Source organism: Paenibacillus sp. PL91, assembly GCF_012935325.2.
Classification (GTDB): domain Bacteria; phylum Bacillota; class Bacilli; order Paenibacillales; family Paenibacillaceae; genus Pristimantibacillus.
In genome coordinates this window covers 123,470-142,478 of record NZ_JABBYG020000007.1, presented here as the reverse complement: position 1 = coordinate 142,478, position 19,009 = coordinate 123,470, and the positions used below count along the sequence as shown (strand labels likewise).

Here is a 19,009-nt window from a genome sequence, read left to right as displayed (position 1 = left end):
CCATTTTATTACGTTTCAATAATGGCTTCCAGCTGCTGGCGATCATACTGCTCGCGATACCAGCCGCCTATCTCCAGCAATTGCTCATGCGTGCCTTCCTGCACGATCCGTCCTTCATCGAGGACGATGATCCAGTCGGCATGCTGCACCGCCGACAAGCGATGCGTTGTAATAAGCGTCGTCTTGCCTGCTCTTTCCGTACGGATGCCCTCAATAATTTCGGCTTCCGTCTTCCCGTCAACGGCTGATAAAGCATCGTCCATCAGCAATATTTCCGGATCGGCAATAAGTGCGCGCGCGATGCTGACGCGCTGCTTCTGCCCGCCGGACAGAGCGACGCCTCTCTCGCCAACCATCGTTTCCAGCCCATCAGGCAGAAACTTAATGTCCTTCGCGAACGAGGCCCGCTCAAGCGCGCGCTGCAAATCTTCGTCTGTCCCTTCTTTGAGTCCAAAAAATATATTTTCGCGAATCGTCTTCGAGAACAAAATGGGCTGCTGCGGCACATAGCCGATCCAGCCAAGCAGATCGTCAATCTTCAAGCTGCTAAGAGGTGTGCCGGAGATGCTGATGTCGCCTCTTCCGAGCGGGTACTCCCGCAGCAGCTGCTTCAGAAGCGTCGTCTTGCCGCTGCCGGTTCTTCCTACGATGCCAAGCGTTTGCCCTTGGCGCAGCGAAAAGGATACGTTGCCGAGGTTATCCGTTGTAGACGAAGGATATCGGAACGTCACATTGCGGAATTGCAGTGACGACGGCTCCTCCACCCGCACCGTCGCACTGGCATCTGCCACATCCGGCTTGTAGCCAAGCGTCTCGCTAACACGATCCAAGGAAGCATTGCCCCGCTGCATAATGTTAATGAGCTCGCCGATGGCGAACATCGGCCAGATCAGCATCCCAAGAAATACGTTAAAGGATACCAACTCGCCAAGCGTAATTTCGTTGTGGAACACGAGGTAGCCGCCATAGCAAAGACCGATCAGATAGCTCATTCCGACGAGTATTTTCATCGTCGGCTCAAATAAGGCGTCGATGCGCGCTACCGCGATATTTTTGCTCAGCACCTCATCTGTTTTGGCGCTAAAGCGCGCCTCGCTTGCTTCTTCCTGCACGAAGGCTCTAATAACCCGAACGCCGGAAACCGATTCCAGCACCTGATCGTTCAAATCGCCGAATGCATCCTGCGCATCCATGAACCGCTCGTGAATCTTTTTGCCATAATGCTTCATCGCCAGTGCCATAAGCGGCAGCGGCAGCAAGGCGGCAAGCGTGAGCTTCACGCTAATGAGCCCCGCCATGACGATTAGAATCGTAATCATAAACAAGGTCGAATCGATCAAAGTCAAAATTCCAAAGCCTGCCGTTTGCGCTACCGCTCCCAGGTCATTGGTTGAGCGCGCCATAAGATCGCCCGTTCGATTACGCTCATAGAACGTCGGGGTCATTCGCAGAAAATGTCCCATTAGCCGCGATCTCAGCAGCTTCTCCAGCACAAATGCTCCGCCAAACAGCTTATAATGCCATATGTACGTGATGCCATAGCCGACCACCGTAAGCGCGATCCAGCTGTACAGGATTCGGTTAAACTCGGCCTGCCCCAGCAAATCCTGATGAATCCCGTCAATGGTATAGCCGATCAGCCATGGGGGAATAACATCGATAAAGCCTGTAAAAATAAGGAGCGAAACGGCAACCGTATAACGCTTCCAATTCAATTTGAAAAACCAGCTTAATTTTTTGAGTACACTAAACATGCTTCTCTACCACACCTTCCGCTATCCATCCATACATCGTTTACCTTTAACTTATTTCCGAAGCAAGCGCGTTGTCTCTGTTGCCTTAAACGGCCTAAGACGAGCTTTGCGTTGAAATAGAGGGACAAGTGCTTATCACCACCTCTATTGCAAAAAAAAGAAGCGTGTCGCCGTAACGGCACGCTTCTTCATCTTGCAGAACGCGGCTTAGAAAACGGCCGGGTCCCGCACACATAAAAAAGGCGCATGATTACGGTGACGTAACCATGCGCCTCTAATGATCGGAATATCCTTAATCAAAGAGAAACGACGCGCGGATGGATTACGTTATTCATGTTCAAACGATTGTTCATTGCTGCAGTTAGGTGAAAATGAATGTGAATGTTCATGGAACGCAATCCTCCTCTCGATAAAATATATTAGTCACTTTACCATCGGTTCAAAATACTGTCAATACTGAAATGTGCTTTTTTTCCAACTCCGATTTATAAGTTGCTTCATACGGCCTCTTACAAAAGCCATTCTGCTGTCACAAATTGTTGCGGATTGCTGTGATCTTGATCACAAGGCAAGGCGATCGCTGCGACTATACTTGGTTTATTCAAATAGACGCTGGAGGGGTTAAACATGTTAAGCGCGCAATCGGTTCAAATCATTAAATCAACGGTGCCCATGCTAGAAGTTCACGGCGTAACGATTACAAAACGCTTTTACCAGCTGCTGTTCACCAATCATCCCGAGCTGCTGAACCTATTCAATCACGCTAACCAGAAGCAGGGCAGACAACAGACCGCGCTTGCCAACGCTGTATATGCGGCAGCGCTCCATATCGACAACCTAGCGGCTATTATTCCCGTCGTGAAGCAAATCGGGCATAAGCATCGCAGTCTAGGCGTAAAGCCCGAGCATTACCCCATTGTCGGCAAGTATTTGCTGATGGCCATCAAGGAAGTGCTGGGCGAAGCAGCTACCGAAGACATTTTAAATGCATGGGCAGAGGCATACGGTATCATTGCGGACGCTTTTATCAGCATCGAGACAGAGATGTATGCGGAGGCGCACACGCAAGCAGGCGGATGGGAGGGCTTTCGCGCGTTTCGTGTGGAACGGAAGGAAAAGGAGAGCGATGTCATTTCTTCTTTCTATTTGGTGCCAGAGGATGGCGGTGCACTTGCAGGCTTTGAGCCGGGCCAGTACGTGAGTATCAAGGTCGATCAAGAAGGCGCGGAGCATACGCAAATCCGTCAGTATAGCTTATCCGATGCTTCTGGAAGGTCCTATTACCGGATTTCGGTGAAACGCGAGGATGCTGCATCAGATCGAAGCGCTGGCCAAGTGTCCACCTATTTGCATAACCATATAAACGAAGGCTCGACATTATGGCTGTCGGCCCCGGCTGGTGATTTTACGCTGAATACGGCAGACGAACGACCGGTGGTGCTGCTTAGCGGGGGCGTCGGCTTGACGCCTATGCTCAGCATGGTGAATACGCTCGTTGAGCGCTATCCTGAGCGACCGGTCACGTTCATTCATGCCGTCCAGAACGGGGATGTCCATGCCATGAGACAGCAATTGAACCAGCTTGCAAGCAAGCATAAACAGCTTTCTGTCTACTATTGCTACGGAAAACCGACCCAAAACGACTACATTCAGCAGCATTTCCATAAGGAGGGCTATATCGATTTGCCTTGGCTGCAATCGGTCATTTCGGAGAAGAATGCTGCCTTTTATTTCTGTGGTCCGACACCGTTCATGGCGGCGATCAATCATTCACTTCGCCAGTGGGGCATCCCGGAATCGGATGTTCATTACGAATTTTTTGGCCCTGCAGCTAGTCTGGAGCAAGGTGCGGCAACAGCCTAGAAGGCTTAGGCTATCCTTGCTTTGACTGTGCGCGCAGCAGCCGATTAACCGTTTCGCGGCGGAGGCCGATGAGCTGTCCAATCTCATCCTGTGTGAGCACATCTGTAATTACGGCAGGCCCAATGTAAGCCGCGAACCATTGCTGCAGCTTGCTCAGTTTATCAGCAGGCGTAACCTGCGTCAGCTGGTCGATTCGCTGCTGCATCATTCTCAGCTTGCTTTGGAGGAGCAGCGCGACATCGCGGCTTTTCTCAGCGCTTTGCTTGAGCTCCTCGTACCATTGCTGGGGCGCTACCGTATCGACCTCGCTTGTGACGAGTGCTATTGCCGTTCCGTGATAGGGCATCGGGCTGATCAACGAATGATGCGGGATGATTTCATCTGGAACGATAATATTTACAAGGATCGGATTGCCGTCCTCATGTACGCGTACGATCTTCAGCAGTCCGCTCCTCAGGTGAAAGAGCGAGCCGCTCTCCCCTTGATGGAACAACGTTTCTCCTTTATGCAGCAGCATCGTATTCCCCTTTTTTAGCGAGCCCATCCGGTTTTTCGGTTGGGCTTTTTTTATTTTGGCGCGGCAAGCCGGCATACATCCTGTCGCAGCATGTCATATATAGGTGATTGACGGTACAAGAAAACGAGGAGTAAAATGTTACATGATCATCCTAACCCACTTACCGGTTCATTTAACTTTTGAAAGAAGGCGTTCCATTAATATGCGTATAAGAACCTATGCAATCTGCTTGTATATTATCTTGATCTATTGGATTTCCCTGCATATTCCGAATATGCATGCCTTGTTCTTCCCTACATTGGGATCGTTCAGCCTGCTCTTCATCTCGCGCCCTTTCGAGAAAGCGGAGGTTCGCAAAATCTCCTTCGGAGCTGTCATAGCCTCCATTATCGGCTCATTATTTGTCTATTGGAATGCTGGCGCCTTGTCCCTGTTTCTGACACTGCTGATCGTCATTTACTTGATCAATAAGTTCAAATGGAATTCGCCGCCGATATTAGCCGTTTCGCTTATTCCCTTTTTTGCCCAATCCTCGATATTGTGGGTCATTCCTTTGTCCGTCTGCGGGGCAATGATCGGATTGATGATTACGCTATCCGTTTCCGCTTACGTTGAGAAGAAATTCGGAGAAGCGCCGCTATTTATCAAAAGATCGGCCAAAGCAAAATCCGACACCGCGATGTAACCGAGCCGTATTACCCCTTCCATTCCTCCGGCAGCAGCCGCTGGTAATGCGATTGCAAATACCGATCGTCTATGAGCACGAGCGTTCCGCGATCGGTTTCCGAGCGAATGAGACGCCCTCCAGCCTGCAGCACCTTGTTCATCCCCGGGAAGACGTAAGCATAATCATAGCCGCTCTTGCCCTGCTCGTTAAAATACTCCTTCAGCATATTCCGCTCTACGCCCAGCTGCGGCAGCCCAACGCCAACGACGATAACGCAGATTAATCGGTCTCCAGCCAAATCAACGCCCTCCGAGAACACGCCGCCCATCACCGCAAAGCCAATCAAAGACCTCCCGCTCCCAGCCTGAAAGGTGTCCAAGAAGCGGTCGCGCTCTTCCTCCGACATATCGGGTCTTTGCAGCAGCACCTCTGCATCCGAGTCGTCGCCGGCAGGAGTCGACCACTCCTTCAGCTCCATATACGTCTCATAAACCGCGTTCATATAGGCGTAGGAAGGGAAAAACACGAAATAATTTCCCGGCCGTTCGCCCATCAGCTTTATAATCAGCTTCGCGATTGGCAGCTTCGATTCATCCCGGTCATGATATCTGGTAGAAAGAGGATTAATGATGACATCAAGCTGCTCCCTCGCAAAAGGAGACGGCACCGCGAGCGTATAATCGTCCTCTCCCGCTCCCAGCATGTCCATATAATACGAGACTGGCGAGAGCGTCGCAGAGAAATAAATATGCGAGCGGTAGCCTTTGCCCATCTGCTGCAGCAATTGCGAAGGATCTAGGCAAAACAGCTTCAGCCGTACCTCGTTTTTCGATAGCTCTATATAGACGACATAGCGCTCATCAAACAGCTTCGCCGTTCGGATAAAGTTTTGCGCGTTAAAATAAGCATCCAAAAGCGTTCCGCTTCCGGAAATGCCAGCGGCCAGCGCTTGCTCCGCAGCCGAAGCGAAGGCATCCGCCAGCGCAACCAGCTCCTCCGGCAGCTGGCGCTCTACCAAATGCGGAACGCCGTCGCTGCTTTTGCGCAGCGCGATAAAATAATCGTTGATCGCCTTTGCCGTGCGATAGCCCTCGTTATGCACGCCCTTCAGCTCGCGCTGCAGGGCAAGGAAAGGAGCCTTCGTCAGTTCCGCGGAGAACATCTCCCGCGCCCGGTCGACAAGGTTATGCGCCTCATCCACAAGGAGCGCCGTCCGCTTCTTCATCTCTGCATACTGTCGCTTAAACGAAATGCGCGGGTCAAAAATATAATTGTAATCGCACACGACCGCATCTGCCGCGTAAGCCAAATCAAGCGAATATTCGAACGGACATACGCGATGCTTATGCGCATAGGCCTCGATCACCGATCGGGTCATGACCGTCTCATTTTCCAAAATATCAAGCACCGCTCCATTGATACGATCATAATAGCCGTCCGCATATGGACAATGGTCCTTCTCGCAGCGTACTTCCTCTTGAAAGCAAATTTTATCTTTCGCCGTTATCGTGACGGCATGCAGGTGCAGCCCTTTGTCGCGCATCAACAGCAGAGCATCCTCGGCTGCCGCCCTCGTCGTCGTTCGTGCCGTCAAATAATAAAAGCGCTGCAGCATGCCCGCGCCCATCGCTTTGAGGGTCGGATAGGTCGTCGAAATCGTTTTGCCGATGCCGGTGGGAGCTTTCGCAAATAAACGAACGCCCTCCTCGATTGATTTGTAGACTGCCCCTGCAAGCTTCCGCTGCCCGGCTCGATAGGTTTCAAACGGAAATGCCAGCTCGCGAATGCTTTCGTTTCTAGCCTGTTCATGCCTGCGGCGCAGCTGCGCATAAGGCGCATAACGCGCAATAACCTCATGCACATACTGTTCCAGCTCCGCGAAGCTGACCTCTCTCGCGAATCGCCGCTCCTCCTCTGTCGCCGTCTGGACATAGGTAAGCTGCACGCGCATCGCCGCCTGCTCATGCTCCTTAGCGTACATATAGGCATAGAACAAAGCCTGCGCCCAGTGAACGGGATAACCATCCTCGGTTATTCGATCCAAATCGCCGCCGGTCGATTTAATCTCGTCAACGGTAAGAAGCGGCTCCGTTCCTAGCAGCCCGTCACAGCGTCCATCCACAACAAATAACAGATCATCTACCGCGATGTCCGCTTTGACGTAGACCTCCTTCTGATCTTGCTCGCCGTAGGTGCGCTGCACTCTCTGATGCGCCTTCGTGCCTTCATGCATCGTATCGATCGCATTAAGCCTGACGTCGATGCTTCCGCTAAGAAATACATATTCGACTAAGTGTCTCACCGATATCGTGACCGTATCATGGATTTGCATAACGTTTCAATTCCCGCTCCCATAAAGAACATTTGTTCTTCAATTGTACCACAAGCCGCCGCTCTGCAACGTTATCCCATGCATAAAAAAGGGACGCAGCTGCGTCCCTTCCTACATTTACTTAGCCCTATTAGAGCTCCTCCTCATCCGTCTCATCCTCCGGATGATTGCCGACGCCGTTCAATAAGTCAGTGCCGTGAAACTCCTCGCTTGGCGATGCAGGGTCAATCGGGCTTCCCTTCGCAACGGCATCCGCATCGGGCACGGCAGCCAGCTCCTCCGAAATCTCCTCTGCTGTATCGACCTCATCATAGCTTAGCTCATCTCCAGATGCTATTGCAGCAGGAATATGCGACTCATGCACATGCGCGTTCTCATGCGGATGCTGCTTCTGCAGCAGCTCCGATGCGTCAGAGACCACGCCGCCCTGCACCTCTTCTGTAAATAATCCAAAGGAAGGATCGATGTCCTTCTCCGTCACTAGGTTGTTAGATGTATGGTTATCGCGATCATGTCCGTTTGCCATTTCGATTACCTCCTCAGTCGTTTCTACCCTATAGTACCCACAATCTGGACTGTTCTAACCAAAAAAATTGCTAACGCTATCGCTTGGGGAAAGAATGTGAATGGCATTCCACAATTAATAACCCATTTATAACAACCAGCTTCAGCTATTGATCATTTTGGATCAATAGCTGAAGCTGTTCTGTTCCATCTAACATGCTCAATCGTCAAGTACAGGCTGCTATCACGATGGTCGCATTATCCTGATAAGGCCTTTGCTGCGCGAGGACATGCTCCAAAATAAAGGCTGCGGCATCTTGGGGGGATTGACGCATCGCTTCCTCCAGTAAAGGCACCGTTATATCATCATAAAGGCCATCACTGCAGAGTAAAACCCAATCACCTGCCGTCAGTTGCAGCGGCAATTGGTTAGCATCGATCTCGCTTATGCGTGGAATGCCGAGATAGCTCGTCAATAAATGACGCTCTGGATGCGAATCGGCTTCCTCTTGGGTGAGCTTGCCTGCCAGAACCAGCTCATTCAGCCGATTCGCATACACATGGTCCCGCGTCAAAGGTATAAGCACGCCGCCTCGGTACAAATAAATGCGGCTATCGCCTGCGGAAATCCAGTGCAGCTGCCCCTCCTGCATAACGACGGCAATAAGCGTCGTTCCTACGCTCCATTCCAGCTCATGATCCAGCGCCAGCTCATAGACCGCTTTGTTCGCCAAATGCAGCGACTGCTCCAATGCCCGTGGAATGGAATCCTCCTCTTCCGCTATGCTTGCAAACTCGCTTAGCATCGTCTGCACCGCCAGCTCGCCAGCCTCCTTGCCCATCTCATAGCCGCCCATCCCGTCAGCCAACACGGCAAACACACCCTTGCTCTCTATTTCAAACGAATTAGCCAAGTCCGCTAACCCAAATGAATCCTGCTGCTCCTCGCGCTCGCCGATATGCTGCGCATAGCCGGTTATGATTTTGATTGCGGCGGTTGCGGCTCCAGTGTTGGCGTTTTGTTCATCAGAGGCTGGGAGGCCATCATTGGATAATTGTTCTACAGAGACTGTGTCTCCATCATCGGATCTTTGTCCAGCAGAGACTGCGTCTTCATCATTAAATCTTTGTATGGCAGAGGATGCATCCCCATCAGTAGGAACGGCTGTATGCGTATTGTACGTTGCTATGGCAAGCTCCACTTTTGGCATTGGTTTAGGATGAGCTGCTTGCACCAAGGCATCTCTTTGATTACTTGTGCGTCTCTGACCTGAAGGCAGCTCGAATACGAATACAGCCAGCAATGCCCCAAAGCCGATCATGGTGCCTACGAGTCCCCTCTCGATAAACTCAACTTGCTGCTCGGTCCATAGCTGATCAAGCTGCTCAGCCGGTATAGCCTTGATTCCGATAAACGCCATTACGAGCAGCAATAAAATAACTGCCAAACCCCTGTTTATCCACTTTCTGATCATACGATCCCCGCCTCGCCTCAGCTTGTCACTCATCATCTACATTTTTATTTCTCGGCGCCTCGATTTATGCCGAAACCATTCTTATTAGAGAAAAGAGTAGCTAATCTAACAGCGTCATCATAGTTGGGAATTCTGCAGCACGAACTGCAACGTAGCTCGCCTGATGCAGACCGAATGGCCTCTACATTGCACAAACTACAGCGTAACAACGAAGAACGCATCTTGATGCGAAGCACCCGCTTCACAATCATGCATCTAGCACCCTGCTTGGTGAGCAGCTACGAGAAAATACCCAGCAATGGCAGTACAAAACATGCCGCAAATCAAAAACGCAGCTCCGCACAGAGGCGGAGCTGCTTCAGCATTTGCTCTCGCGGCAGTATTGCCGCGGCATTGTCCGTTTAAACGATGATATCCCTGTAAGATGCCAGCACATTGCCTTCCAAATCCGTCGCAAATAATACTGAGCGCTCGCTCTCAAGCACGAAGCTGTAGCACTTATTGCTCGCTTCATCCCGCACGGTAACGGGGCAGTCCATGCCAGCCTCCGATACAAAAGTATATAGGAATCCCTGCTTAAACTGCAGCCTGCTTCCGAAGATGCCCGGGTGATCTCCGCCCGTTTCCCATATCATGCCGGGCTTCAGATCCTCCGCTTCTTTCAGCGCAGCCTCATATAGCGCCCTCAATGTATCTGTGCGCTCGTTAAGCTCAAGCGGCAGCGGGCACCACATCACCTTCCCTTTTCCGTGGGCGATTGTGCGAACGGTTGAAATGCCATCCGGCATACCGCCTCCGCTATCCAGCGCTATCTCTTTGTTCAGCTCGCCGATCTTCTTGCCGCCGAACGATGCTTTGTAGGAATGCTCGCCAATTTGCAGGGTTTCCTCACGCGACAAATTGCTTAAGCGATAAGGTCCCACGATAGATTCCGCGCGCGACGACGGCTTCCAATATTCATCAAGCCCAATCGGGCCTGTGAATAACAGCGTACCTCCATTAGCGTCAATATGCGCCAGCAGCTCTGCCAGCGCAGCATTGCTGAAATTGTGGGCGCTAGGTACGATAATAAGCTTCGGCATATCCCGCTGCAGCGTTTCCAGATGGAACTCTCCTATGCCGCGATGCGGAAGCTTCATTTCGTAACCAAGCACGCGGGTTAAGCTGCCTGTCGCCTCACAAGCAAAGCGGCGGCTGGAGAAATCATTCGAGTAAGGGAAAACAACGGCGATCTCCTCCAGCTCGCGCTCCTCAAACAGGCTCGAAATACGGCCAATAAACTTGCCAAAGTCATACGATACATCCGCTTCCGGCTTCTGAGTCCCGTCAGCGCGCAGCGCTCCAATGTTCGACTCGCAAACGTTATCCATGAAGTAGTTCGTATTCCACAGCCATTGCACCGCTCCCGCGCCGCCTGCGGCAAAAGAGTAGGCATATTTGCGCTCCAAGATGTTCCGAAGCTCTTCCTCCGAACGCTTCGCCCGGTTATCCGGCATTTCCACGTACATAATGCCCGTTTCCTGAATCAGTGTCGGCTTGCTAGGGTCTTTGCCATACACGCTGTCCCATAGCAGCCTGTCATTTAGCCACCAAGTGTGCACAGTCGTATAGTCGACGCTTTCTGCATACATCAGCGGCGAAGGCCGCGGCCCCATCCCAAGCGCTTCGTCCTGGCCAACGGTCACCAGCTGCTTAGGCTGAATCGCATGAATCGTGGCCGTTAGCTCCCCCACCCAGCGGTTATGCATATCTATCGTAAACCGCGTGTAGTCCAGCCAACGCGTATTTTTTTTAAGCTTCTTCACGTCTTGGATATCAAAGGCAATATCCGTTTGCTCCGGGAGAGTCGCCGCATCGAAATCGGGCAATTCCGTACTTGTCATATTCCACCGCGCCTGCAGTTGGCCGATCGACTCATGCCGCTGCTTCAGCCAATTGACATAAGCCGTTTTTTCGTAAGGATCATGCATGGAGCGTGGACCCGAGAATATGCGCATATTATCAAACAAAGAAGGCTCGTTGATCAAATCCCACTGCACATTCGTTGTGTGCTTATGCCGGGATACGATCGCCGCAATAAACCGTTTTTGCGCTTGCACGCTTCTCGGATCGAGATATGGATTTTTGCCTTCCCAAGCTTCCGGAGCGAAAGCAAAGAAGCTGAAGGTCATCTCAATCTCATGCTTAGCCGCCGTCAAAATAAAAGCATCAATCGCCCGCAGCAGCTCTTCCGACGCATGCCCATCCTCGAACATAAGATGGCGCCAAGCCGTCCATAGGCCGGTACGGATCAGGTTGATTCCCGCTTCTTTCATCGTCGCCATATCCTGATCCCAAATCGCGATGTTTGGCAAAAACACAAATTTCCGCCCTACGTCCGAGGTCATATAGGTCATCCCAACGACTGGGAAAGGGGCGCCATTTTTCTCGAAATAATCGCGTCCCACAGCGAGCGGCGTACCCTTCTCCAGCAATTCGCGGTCATAGCCCCAGAAGCCCTGCCGCAAAATACGCCTTTCCCCGCTTTCGGCTTCCGCTTCGCAAACGATCTCATACATGCCCGGCTCAACGGCATGTGGCACGCTGAACGTCATGTATTCGATCTCGCTTCCGACGCTCAGACTCAAGCGATGCTGCCATACCGCCTTTGCCTCTCCTTGCTTATAAATCGAAATAGCGATCGTCCAGCTCTCGTGCTTACTGCCTTGCCCACAGCTATTGGCTGATAGAATCTGCTGCGCTTGCAGCGTAAGATGCGGCCTCTCTGCTTCATAATAAACGGCATAGCTCGGCTTTATCCAAAGCTCGGTAACGCCCCCAGCACAAAATGCCGCCCATTCCGCTAGTGCATCCGCGCCCCCGCCTGACCAGAAACAATCCGCCAGCTGCTGATTGACAAATAACCAGCGCCCGCCCGCAAATTGCCCTCTCGTGTGCTCCATCAGCACGACAGGAGCGGATACTTCCCTTTCGTCTGCAGACATGCCCTTCAGAAGCGGACGTATGTGTGCATTCATTGGTCCCGCCGAACCCGTAGCCTGATTCAGCTGATCCCGCTCATGCGTAACATGCAAAATAAGGCCATATGTCGGTTCGATCGTAAACAAATGCTCCTTGCCCTGAAGCAGCGGCAGCTCCTGATTGTGGCCTAATACGGTCGAGCGCGTATGATCCACGGGCAGCGCCTCATGAATAAAAATTTCCTGATGGTATGCGGTCAGCTCCTGCTCAATATCCCATTCTCCGCCTTCCCGGCTCACCGGCTGTTTGAAAGGTGCTCCCCCTGTATGAATGAGCCCCCCTCCCCGCTGTAGAAATGCCGCTATATCCGGCCAAGCCGCTTTCGGAAAATAAGGCCCGTGCAGATGAACCAGACAATCAACCCCGTCTTCTTTAAGCGCATGAGACAGTCCCTCCGCATCCGTAACTCTGAACAGGCTATTCAGCTTCTCTAGCGATTCCGCATCTGGCGCACAGCCGTTCAACGGAAATGACGGGTCATAAAATAGTACTGCTTTCATGGTTCTCGCTCCTATTCTTTATCTATCGTTTATCGATCTTTGCTTTCCTTGATTCGCTATTTATTGCATAATGAAAGACTAAGCATTATGATTGCTCTCGCATTACAATTACGCACTGGAGGCGAATACAGTCGTGTCAAAGCTTACTTACAAGTCAACTTCATTGCCACGAGCCAAAAAAAATTGGAGTATTTTGAAGTCAAGCTTGCTTCTGAAATACGCCTTATCCTATATACTAATCTTTCTTATTCCGCTAACCGGAGTCACTGTATTCGTCTATGAAAACGCAGTCAATAGCCTCCGTTCCGAGATAGAGCAGTCCAATGTGAATCAATTGAATCAGGTTAAAATGACGATTGACGACCGCATGAGAGAGCTTCAGGAAATCGCCAGCAAAATAGCCTATGACGAGCATCTTACGCCTTATATGGTACGTCACCCCTATTACGGCTGGGAGGCCATCCGTCAGCTTTCTACCTACAAAGCAAACAGCAGCATTCTGGAAGATTTATTTTTATATTTCCATGACGATCCTACCATTTACTCATCTCGCGGCCTCACCAATGTGGACGTCATATTCAACCAAACCTATCAATTTAAAAATGAGAGCAAAGTGGATTTGCTTCGCGATCTAAATGAAGCTACCCATCCTATTATGCGTCCTGCTGAGCAGGTGAACGTAAACTACCGCAAGGAATCGATGCTTACCCTGCTCGTTCCGATTATGCCTAACGATCCGTTTCCCTATGGAACCGTTGTCTACTTAATGGAAGAGTCCAAGCTGACCGGAGTTATGGATTCCATTCTTAACGAGTTTTCCGGCAGCAGCTATATTTTTGACCAGGACGGCAAAATGCTAACCTCCAATAATCACGGAGCAAGCATGCCGAAGGATGAATTATCTGTCCTCTCCTCTTTGCAGCCCGGCATTCACAACCTGACGCTTAATAATGAAAAGCAGTCCGTCGTCGCCGTGCTGTCGCAGGAGAATGGCTGGACTTACGTCACCGCGATGCCGAGCCATCAATTTTTCAGCCGTGTCGTTCATATTCAAACGTTAATTCTGTTTGTCTTCAGCATCGTAGTGTTAACGGGAATTGCCGCAGCCATGCTGCTAGCCAAGCGCCAATACCACCCGATCAAGGATTTGATGGAGTTCGCGAAGTTAAGAAGCAATAGCACAGCCTTGGATTCCGCAAAAATCAGCAATGAATGGGATTGGATCAAGCAGACTATCCACGATTACAATGCCCGGATCGATATACAGGAGCCTTATGTGCGCAACCAATGCTTGCTGCTTCTGCTTAAGCACGGCAAGCCTGACGATCCTGAGATCGAGCAGCTTATCTTGGGCGCGGGACTTGAGCTTCCGCAGGGACAGGGCTATTATTTTTCCGTTATTTTGGCTTGGAACGCTTCCTATGCGGGCGAGAATGCCCGGCAGGAGCGCCAGCAGATGCAGGAAATGCTCCATGAACTAGCGCTTCCTGGTCTTCACGCACAGGTCTATGGCATTGAGTTCTCTCCGTCAGAGCAATTTGCCCTCATGGTTAGTGTAGTACCGTCAGAAGCTGTAACCCAGCAGCAGCAGGTCGAGCAAATCGTTGAGACCGTAAAGCGCATGGTCATCGAAAACTCGCAGCTAATGCCTTCTATAGGGGTAGGGACGCCATACGAGAACCTGGCTGAGCTTAACCAATCCTTTATCGAGGCGGCAACGGCACTGGAATTCCGATTGGCAGGCGGCAATGGCCATGTGACCTATTTCGAGCATTTGGCAGAGCTTAGCTCGCCGGGTGCCGAGACCTTCTGGATCTCCAAGAAGTCGCTGCTCAAGCTGGAGCAAAGTCTCAAGCAAGGAAATGAATCCGTCACCAGACAAATGCTCAGCAGCATCATTCACGATATCAAAAATGAATCATTATCCGTTCCGCTGCTGCGCTGCATTTGCTACGATCTCCTAAATGCCATGCTTCGTGTAGCTTCCGAAATGGGCATGCACAGCGTCATTCAGCACATTGCCGCCTTGGCTTCGTTCGACACACTGGACGAAACCGAGCAAAAGCTGAACGGGCTTGCTGAGCAAATCTGCGCGCAGGTGGAACGAAATACCGAAACCGAGCAGCATTCTTTGATGGACGATATTGTAGCTTACGTCGATCAGCAATATGCCGACTATACGCTCAGCCTGGAGCATATCGCCTTGAAGTACTCGATCTCGACTTCTTATTTGAGCCGCAGCTTCAAAGAAAAAACGGGGCTCAACTTTTCACAATATATATCGCGCTGCCGTATGGAAGAGGTCATTCGCTTGCTGCTGTCCACCGATGCTCCGCTCAAAGACATTATTGAACGCGTTGGATATTTGGATACGCCAAACTTTATCCGCAAATTCAAGAAAGAGACAGGCTTTACCCCGGGGCAGTACCGCAAGCTTAATGCTCCCGAAGCCTCTACCGTGAAGTAAAGGTCGCTATAGTTATAAAGCCCGTCTTCGCCATAAAGCCCATAATCAAAGCCAACTCTTAAGCACCTGATTCGGTGCAAAGAGTTGGCTTATTTAGATGGATGTTAGCTCGTTTTCCAGCGGTCGTATGCCGTTTGATAAATCTCAGCTATCCGTTCTCCGCCCATTTTCTTGATCGTATCCACATATTTATCCCAGCTGCTAATCGAATCTTGGCCAGTGATGAATTTGGCTTCCATTTGCATCACGTAAGTGCTCAGGTCCGAGCGCAGCTTCGTTACCTCAGCCGACTCTTCCGCAGTCAGGAACAACGCCGGGAATGGCACTTTTGCGCCGCGGTCCAGAAGCTTTTCCTTTGATTCTTTCGTTACCCACTCATCAAATTCTGTTTTCAGGCCAATCGTGAGATCATCGCTAATGACCATCGGCGCGGAAATCCCATAGTTAGGCGTCAGCGTGGAGCGGAATTCCTCACGATCGCCGCCGCCAGGAACAGGCAGCCATTCCTTCGTCATGGAAGCCTTGTCCGTATACTTCCACAATGTGCCTTCAGGGCCTTTATCGAACAGCATCGCGCCATCATAGGAGTACAAATAATCGACCCAACGCATCGATGCTTCCGGCGCTTTATTGCTGCTCGAGATAGCGAATGCTCCGGTAGCGTAGCCTTTATTTTTCGCAATCGCAGGCGTCTCTACCATGTCGCTCTTCACTGGGCTGAACATGACATCTGCCGTAGTCGGCTCGCCTCCATGTGTGAAGTATGCATGCCAATCCGAGAACAGCCCGATTTGATTGTTTTTCGCTTTCGCTTTTTTCTGATCATCCGTTTGGGAGAAGGACTCATGATCAAGCAATTCCTCGCTCCAGAGGCGATTCATATATTCGAGGTACGCCTTGTATGGCTCTTCCATCGGTGTATAGTGAACAACATCCTTTTCATCGGCATAAATCTCTTCCTCATATGCGCCAAAGGCACCGAGGATCCATGTCCGTAGATCTCTCATCTTGGAGGAGGAAGCGAGCGGAATTTCGTCCTTTTGCCCGTTGCCGTTTGGATCTTCCTCTTTTACCCGCTTCAAATAGGTGTACAATTCTTCCGTCGTTTCAGGAAGCTTCTTTATATCAAGCGCTTTCAGAAAATCGCCGTTATACCAAAGCGGGTTGCGATACCATGGCTGGTTGAACTCGATCCGCGGCAGTGAATAAATATGCCCGTCCGGTGCTGTGATCGATTTGCGGATATCCGGGTAATCCTCAAGCAGCTTTTTCACATTAGGCGCATATTCATCAATAAGGCCTTCCAGCGGAATAAGAATCCCTTGTCCGCCGTAGTTAAGCTCCTCCGCTTGCGTCAGCTTAGCCCCGAAAAATACATCGGGATAATCGCCGCTTGCAAACACCAAGTTTTTCTTCGTATCGAAGCTGTCTCTAGGCGCATTCAAATATTCGAATTTAATGCCTGTCAGCTTCTCCATCTCCGCCATAACCGGCATGTCCTTCCAGTTCTGAATACCGATGTCCGGCGCCATTAGCGATAAGGTAATGCTCTCCTTAACAATCGGGAAGCCTTCTTTATTCACACTTTCAGCAGCTGCCCCTTCTCCTGCCGTATTTCCTTTTTCCTTGTCGCCGGACGAGCCGCAGCCAGCCAGCAATGTAACCGTCATCACTCCCGCCAGCAGCAGCGTCCAAGCCTTTCTTGATTTGTGCATGCTTAAATCCTCCCTTTTTTTCCCTCTAATGTATTTGGTCATGCTATATAATAAGCGAAGAAATGAATTCCCTCGTCCATTATCTCACAAAGTCTTGCCGAAGAGTCCCGAATGCGGCAACTAGCCTTTTACGGAGCCAATCATTACGCCTTGCACGAAATAGCGCTGCAAAAACGGGTAAACGGCAATAATCGGAAGCGTTGATACGATGATGACTGCATATTTAACCAAAGAAGCAGCATCCGCCTTGGAGTTCATTGCCATAGCAACCTCTCCGCTAACCGCAGCTCCGGTAGTCTCTGCCGTCATCTCCTGAAGCACGAGAATTTGGCGCAAAATCATCTGAAGCGGGTATTTTGCCTCGTCATTCAAGTAAATCAAAGCTGAAAAATAGCTATTCCAATGCCCTACTCCATAAAACAGAGCCATAACGGCAATAATCGGAGACGATAGCGGCAAAATGATCCGGACAAACAGCTTCATATTCGTACATCCGTCCATATGCGCAGCCTCCTGCAGCTCCTTCGGAATCGTAGACTGGAAGAAGGTTCTCGCCACGATGATGTTCCACACAGAGGCGGCAACCGGCAAAATAAGCGCACCCATGCTATTAATTAGGCCTAGATTCTTAATTAACAGGTAGCTCGGAACAAGCCCCCCGCTAAAGAACATGGTGACCAGAATGATGCCCATAAACAGCTTGCGTCCGATGAAATCGGTTCTGCTCAGCGCATAGGCGGCAGGCAGCGTAACGGCTAGGTTAAGCAAGGTGCCGAGAACCGTATAAATAATCGTATTGAGGTACCCGTTCCAAATCTTGGCGTTATCGAATACCAGCTTGTACCCTTCCCAAGTAATGCCCTTCGGAAACAGCCACATTTCGCCTGAATTTACGAGCTTGGGATCGCTTATCGAAGCGCTGACCATATAAAGCACCGGATACAGCACAACGATTAGTGCAAGCAGCAAATAAATATAGTTCAAAATCAGAAACAGCTTATCGCCCTTTGATTCTTTTACAGCTGTAACCATACGTTTCTGTTCCTCCTTCCTACCAAAGACTTGTCTCGCTTGTGCGCTTCGCAATTTTATTGACCATAATGAGCAAGAGAGCATTTACTACTGAATTGAATAAGCCAACTGCCGTAGAAAAGCTATACTGCGCGTCCACTAACCCGGAACGGTACACAAATGTAGAAATAACATCGGATGACCCCATATTGAGCGGATTTTGAAGCAGCAAAATTTTCTCGAAGCCAACGCCCAGGATGTTGCCCATGTTCAAAATCAATAGGATCGTAATGGTAGGCACAATCGTCGGCAAGTTAATGTGCAGCACACGCTTGAATCGGCTCGCGCCATCGACGATAGCAGCTTCATGCAGCTGTGGATCTACGCCGGACAATGCCGCCAGGTAAATGATCGTCCCCCAGCCCGCGCTTTGCCATACTCCTGACAAGACGTACACCGTCTTAAACCATTTAGGATCCGTAAGATAGGCTGCCGGCTCCATGCCCAGCAACTCGATGAGCTTAACAAGCATCCCTGACGATGGTGACAGGAAGGTAATAATCATCCCGGCCATCACGACGACTGAAATAAAATGCGGTGCATAAGTAACCGTTTGCACTGTTTTCTTAAAATAGCCGTTTTTAATTTCGTTAAAAGCAAGAGCCAATATAATCGGCAGCGGAAATCCGATGGCTAGCTCATATAGGCTGATGCTGAACGTATTCCATAGTAGATCCCAAAAATAATAGGAATTAAAGAATCTCTCGAAATGCTCGAAGCCTACCCAAGGGCTTCCCATAATGCCTTTTGTCGGTATGAAGTTTTTAAAAGCAATCTGGATACCGTACATGGGCCCGTAGTGAAAAATAAGAAAATACAGCATGACAGGAGTCATAAATAAGTAGAGCTCCCAGTTTTGCAGCATCTTTTTGGCGAGCGGTTTGTTCCCTCGCATTTTTGGGTTTAAAGGGAGCGCTTGCTGTTCGTTTCCTTTCATCTCTCTCGAATCCTCCTCTCTCTATTTTGTTATTCGCAGCTTTCACTTTGCCGGCTCTCGGCATTGCAAATGACTAACGCTTACATTCCAAATTGTAGACATTATTGCCTGGTCCGGTAAATATGTATGATCTGCATTGTCATTCATAAAGGCTGTAACCGTAAGGTTTTATAGCGTTTTCATGGT

The 19,009-nt window shown here is 50.3% G+C and carries 12 protein-coding genes; 3 read left to right on the top strand and 9 right to left on the bottom strand.

The features are described 5' to 3' along the window. Positions 1-8: 8 nt before the first annotated feature. The gene (locus HI950_RS17615) at positions 9-1,754 is read right to left on the bottom strand and encodes an ABC transporter ATP-binding protein (RefSeq protein ID WP_169084334.1); all 1,746 of its coding nucleotides are present in this window, start codon (positions 1,752-1,754) and stop codon (positions 9-11) included. A 627-nt stretch (positions 1,755-2,381) separates the two neighbouring features. Between HI950_RS17615 and hmpA the strand changes: the two genes are divergently transcribed. Then, entirely contained in the window at positions 2,382-3,617 is a 1,236-nt protein-coding gene (gene hmpA, locus HI950_RS17610) for an NO-inducible flavohemoprotein (RefSeq protein WP_169084332.1), read from the top strand. A 10-nt stretch (positions 3,618-3,627) separates the two neighbouring features. On the opposite strand, the gene HI950_RS17605 is transcribed toward hmpA, so the two are convergent. Beyond that, the gene (locus HI950_RS17605; protein WP_169084330.1) at positions 3,628-4,134 is read right to left on the bottom strand and encodes a Crp/Fnr family transcriptional regulator; all 507 of its coding nucleotides are present in this window, start codon (positions 4,132-4,134) and stop codon (positions 3,628-3,630) included. 202 nt (positions 4,135-4,336) lie between these two features. Between HI950_RS17605 and HI950_RS17600 the strand changes: the two genes are divergently transcribed. Then, entirely contained in the window at positions 4,337-4,819 is a 483-nt protein-coding gene (locus HI950_RS17600; RefSeq protein ID WP_169084328.1) for an HPP family protein, read from the top strand. Positions 4,820-4,829: 10 nt separating this feature from the next. Here the strand turns inward: HI950_RS17600 and HI950_RS17595 are convergent, their stop codons facing one another. The 4 genes from HI950_RS17595 to HI950_RS17580 all read right to left on the bottom strand — a co-directional run bounded on the left by HI950_RS17595 (position 4,830) and on the right by HI950_RS17580 (position 12,633). After that, on the bottom strand, positions 4,830-7,133 hold the full coding sequence (locus HI950_RS17595; protein ID WP_191296922.1) for an ATP-dependent DNA helicase: 2,304 nt from the start codon (positions 7,131-7,133) through the stop codon (positions 4,830-4,832). A 130-nt stretch (positions 7,134-7,263) separates the two neighbouring features. After that, positions 7,264-7,659, bottom strand: a complete 396-nt coding sequence (locus HI950_RS17590) for a hypothetical protein (protein WP_169084326.1) — start codon at positions 7,657-7,659, stop codon at positions 7,264-7,266. Positions 7,660-7,864: 205 nt separating this feature from the next. Beyond that, a complete protein-coding gene (locus HI950_RS17585; RefSeq protein WP_169084324.1) occupies positions 7,865-9,112 on the bottom strand; it encodes a PP2C family protein-serine/threonine phosphatase in 1,248 nt (415 codons plus the stop codon). 401 nt (positions 9,113-9,513) lie between these two features. Continuing rightward, positions 9,514-12,633, bottom strand: a complete 3,120-nt coding sequence (locus HI950_RS17580) for a beta-galactosidase (protein WP_169084322.1) — start codon at positions 12,631-12,633, stop codon at positions 9,514-9,516. A gap of 133 nt (positions 12,634-12,766) precedes the next feature. Here HI950_RS17580 and HI950_RS17575 point away from each other — a divergent pair, with 133 nt between their 5' ends. Beyond that, a complete protein-coding gene (locus tag HI950_RS17575) occupies positions 12,767-15,100 on the top strand; it encodes a helix-turn-helix domain-containing protein (protein ID WP_317618395.1) in 2,334 nt (777 codons plus the stop codon). 104 nt (positions 15,101-15,204) lie between these two features. Here the strand turns inward: HI950_RS17575 and HI950_RS17570 are convergent, their stop codons facing one another. The 3 genes from HI950_RS17570 to HI950_RS17560 form a co-directional block, all read right to left on the bottom strand. Further along, a complete protein-coding gene (locus HI950_RS17570; protein WP_169084320.1) occupies positions 15,205-16,815 on the bottom strand; it encodes an extracellular solute-binding protein in 1,611 nt (536 codons plus the stop codon). 120 nt (positions 16,816-16,935) lie between these two features. After that, positions 16,936-17,847 (bottom strand): carbohydrate ABC transporter permease, encoded by a 912-nt coding sequence (locus tag HI950_RS17565; protein WP_169084318.1) that lies wholly within the window; start codon positions 17,845-17,847, stop codon positions 16,936-16,938. Between the two features lie 19 nt (positions 17,848-17,866). Continuing rightward, positions 17,867-18,781 (bottom strand): ABC transporter permease, encoded by a 915-nt coding sequence (locus HI950_RS17560; protein WP_223285361.1) that lies wholly within the window; start codon positions 18,779-18,781, stop codon positions 17,867-17,869. Between the last annotated feature and the right edge of the window lie 228 nt (positions 18,782-19,009).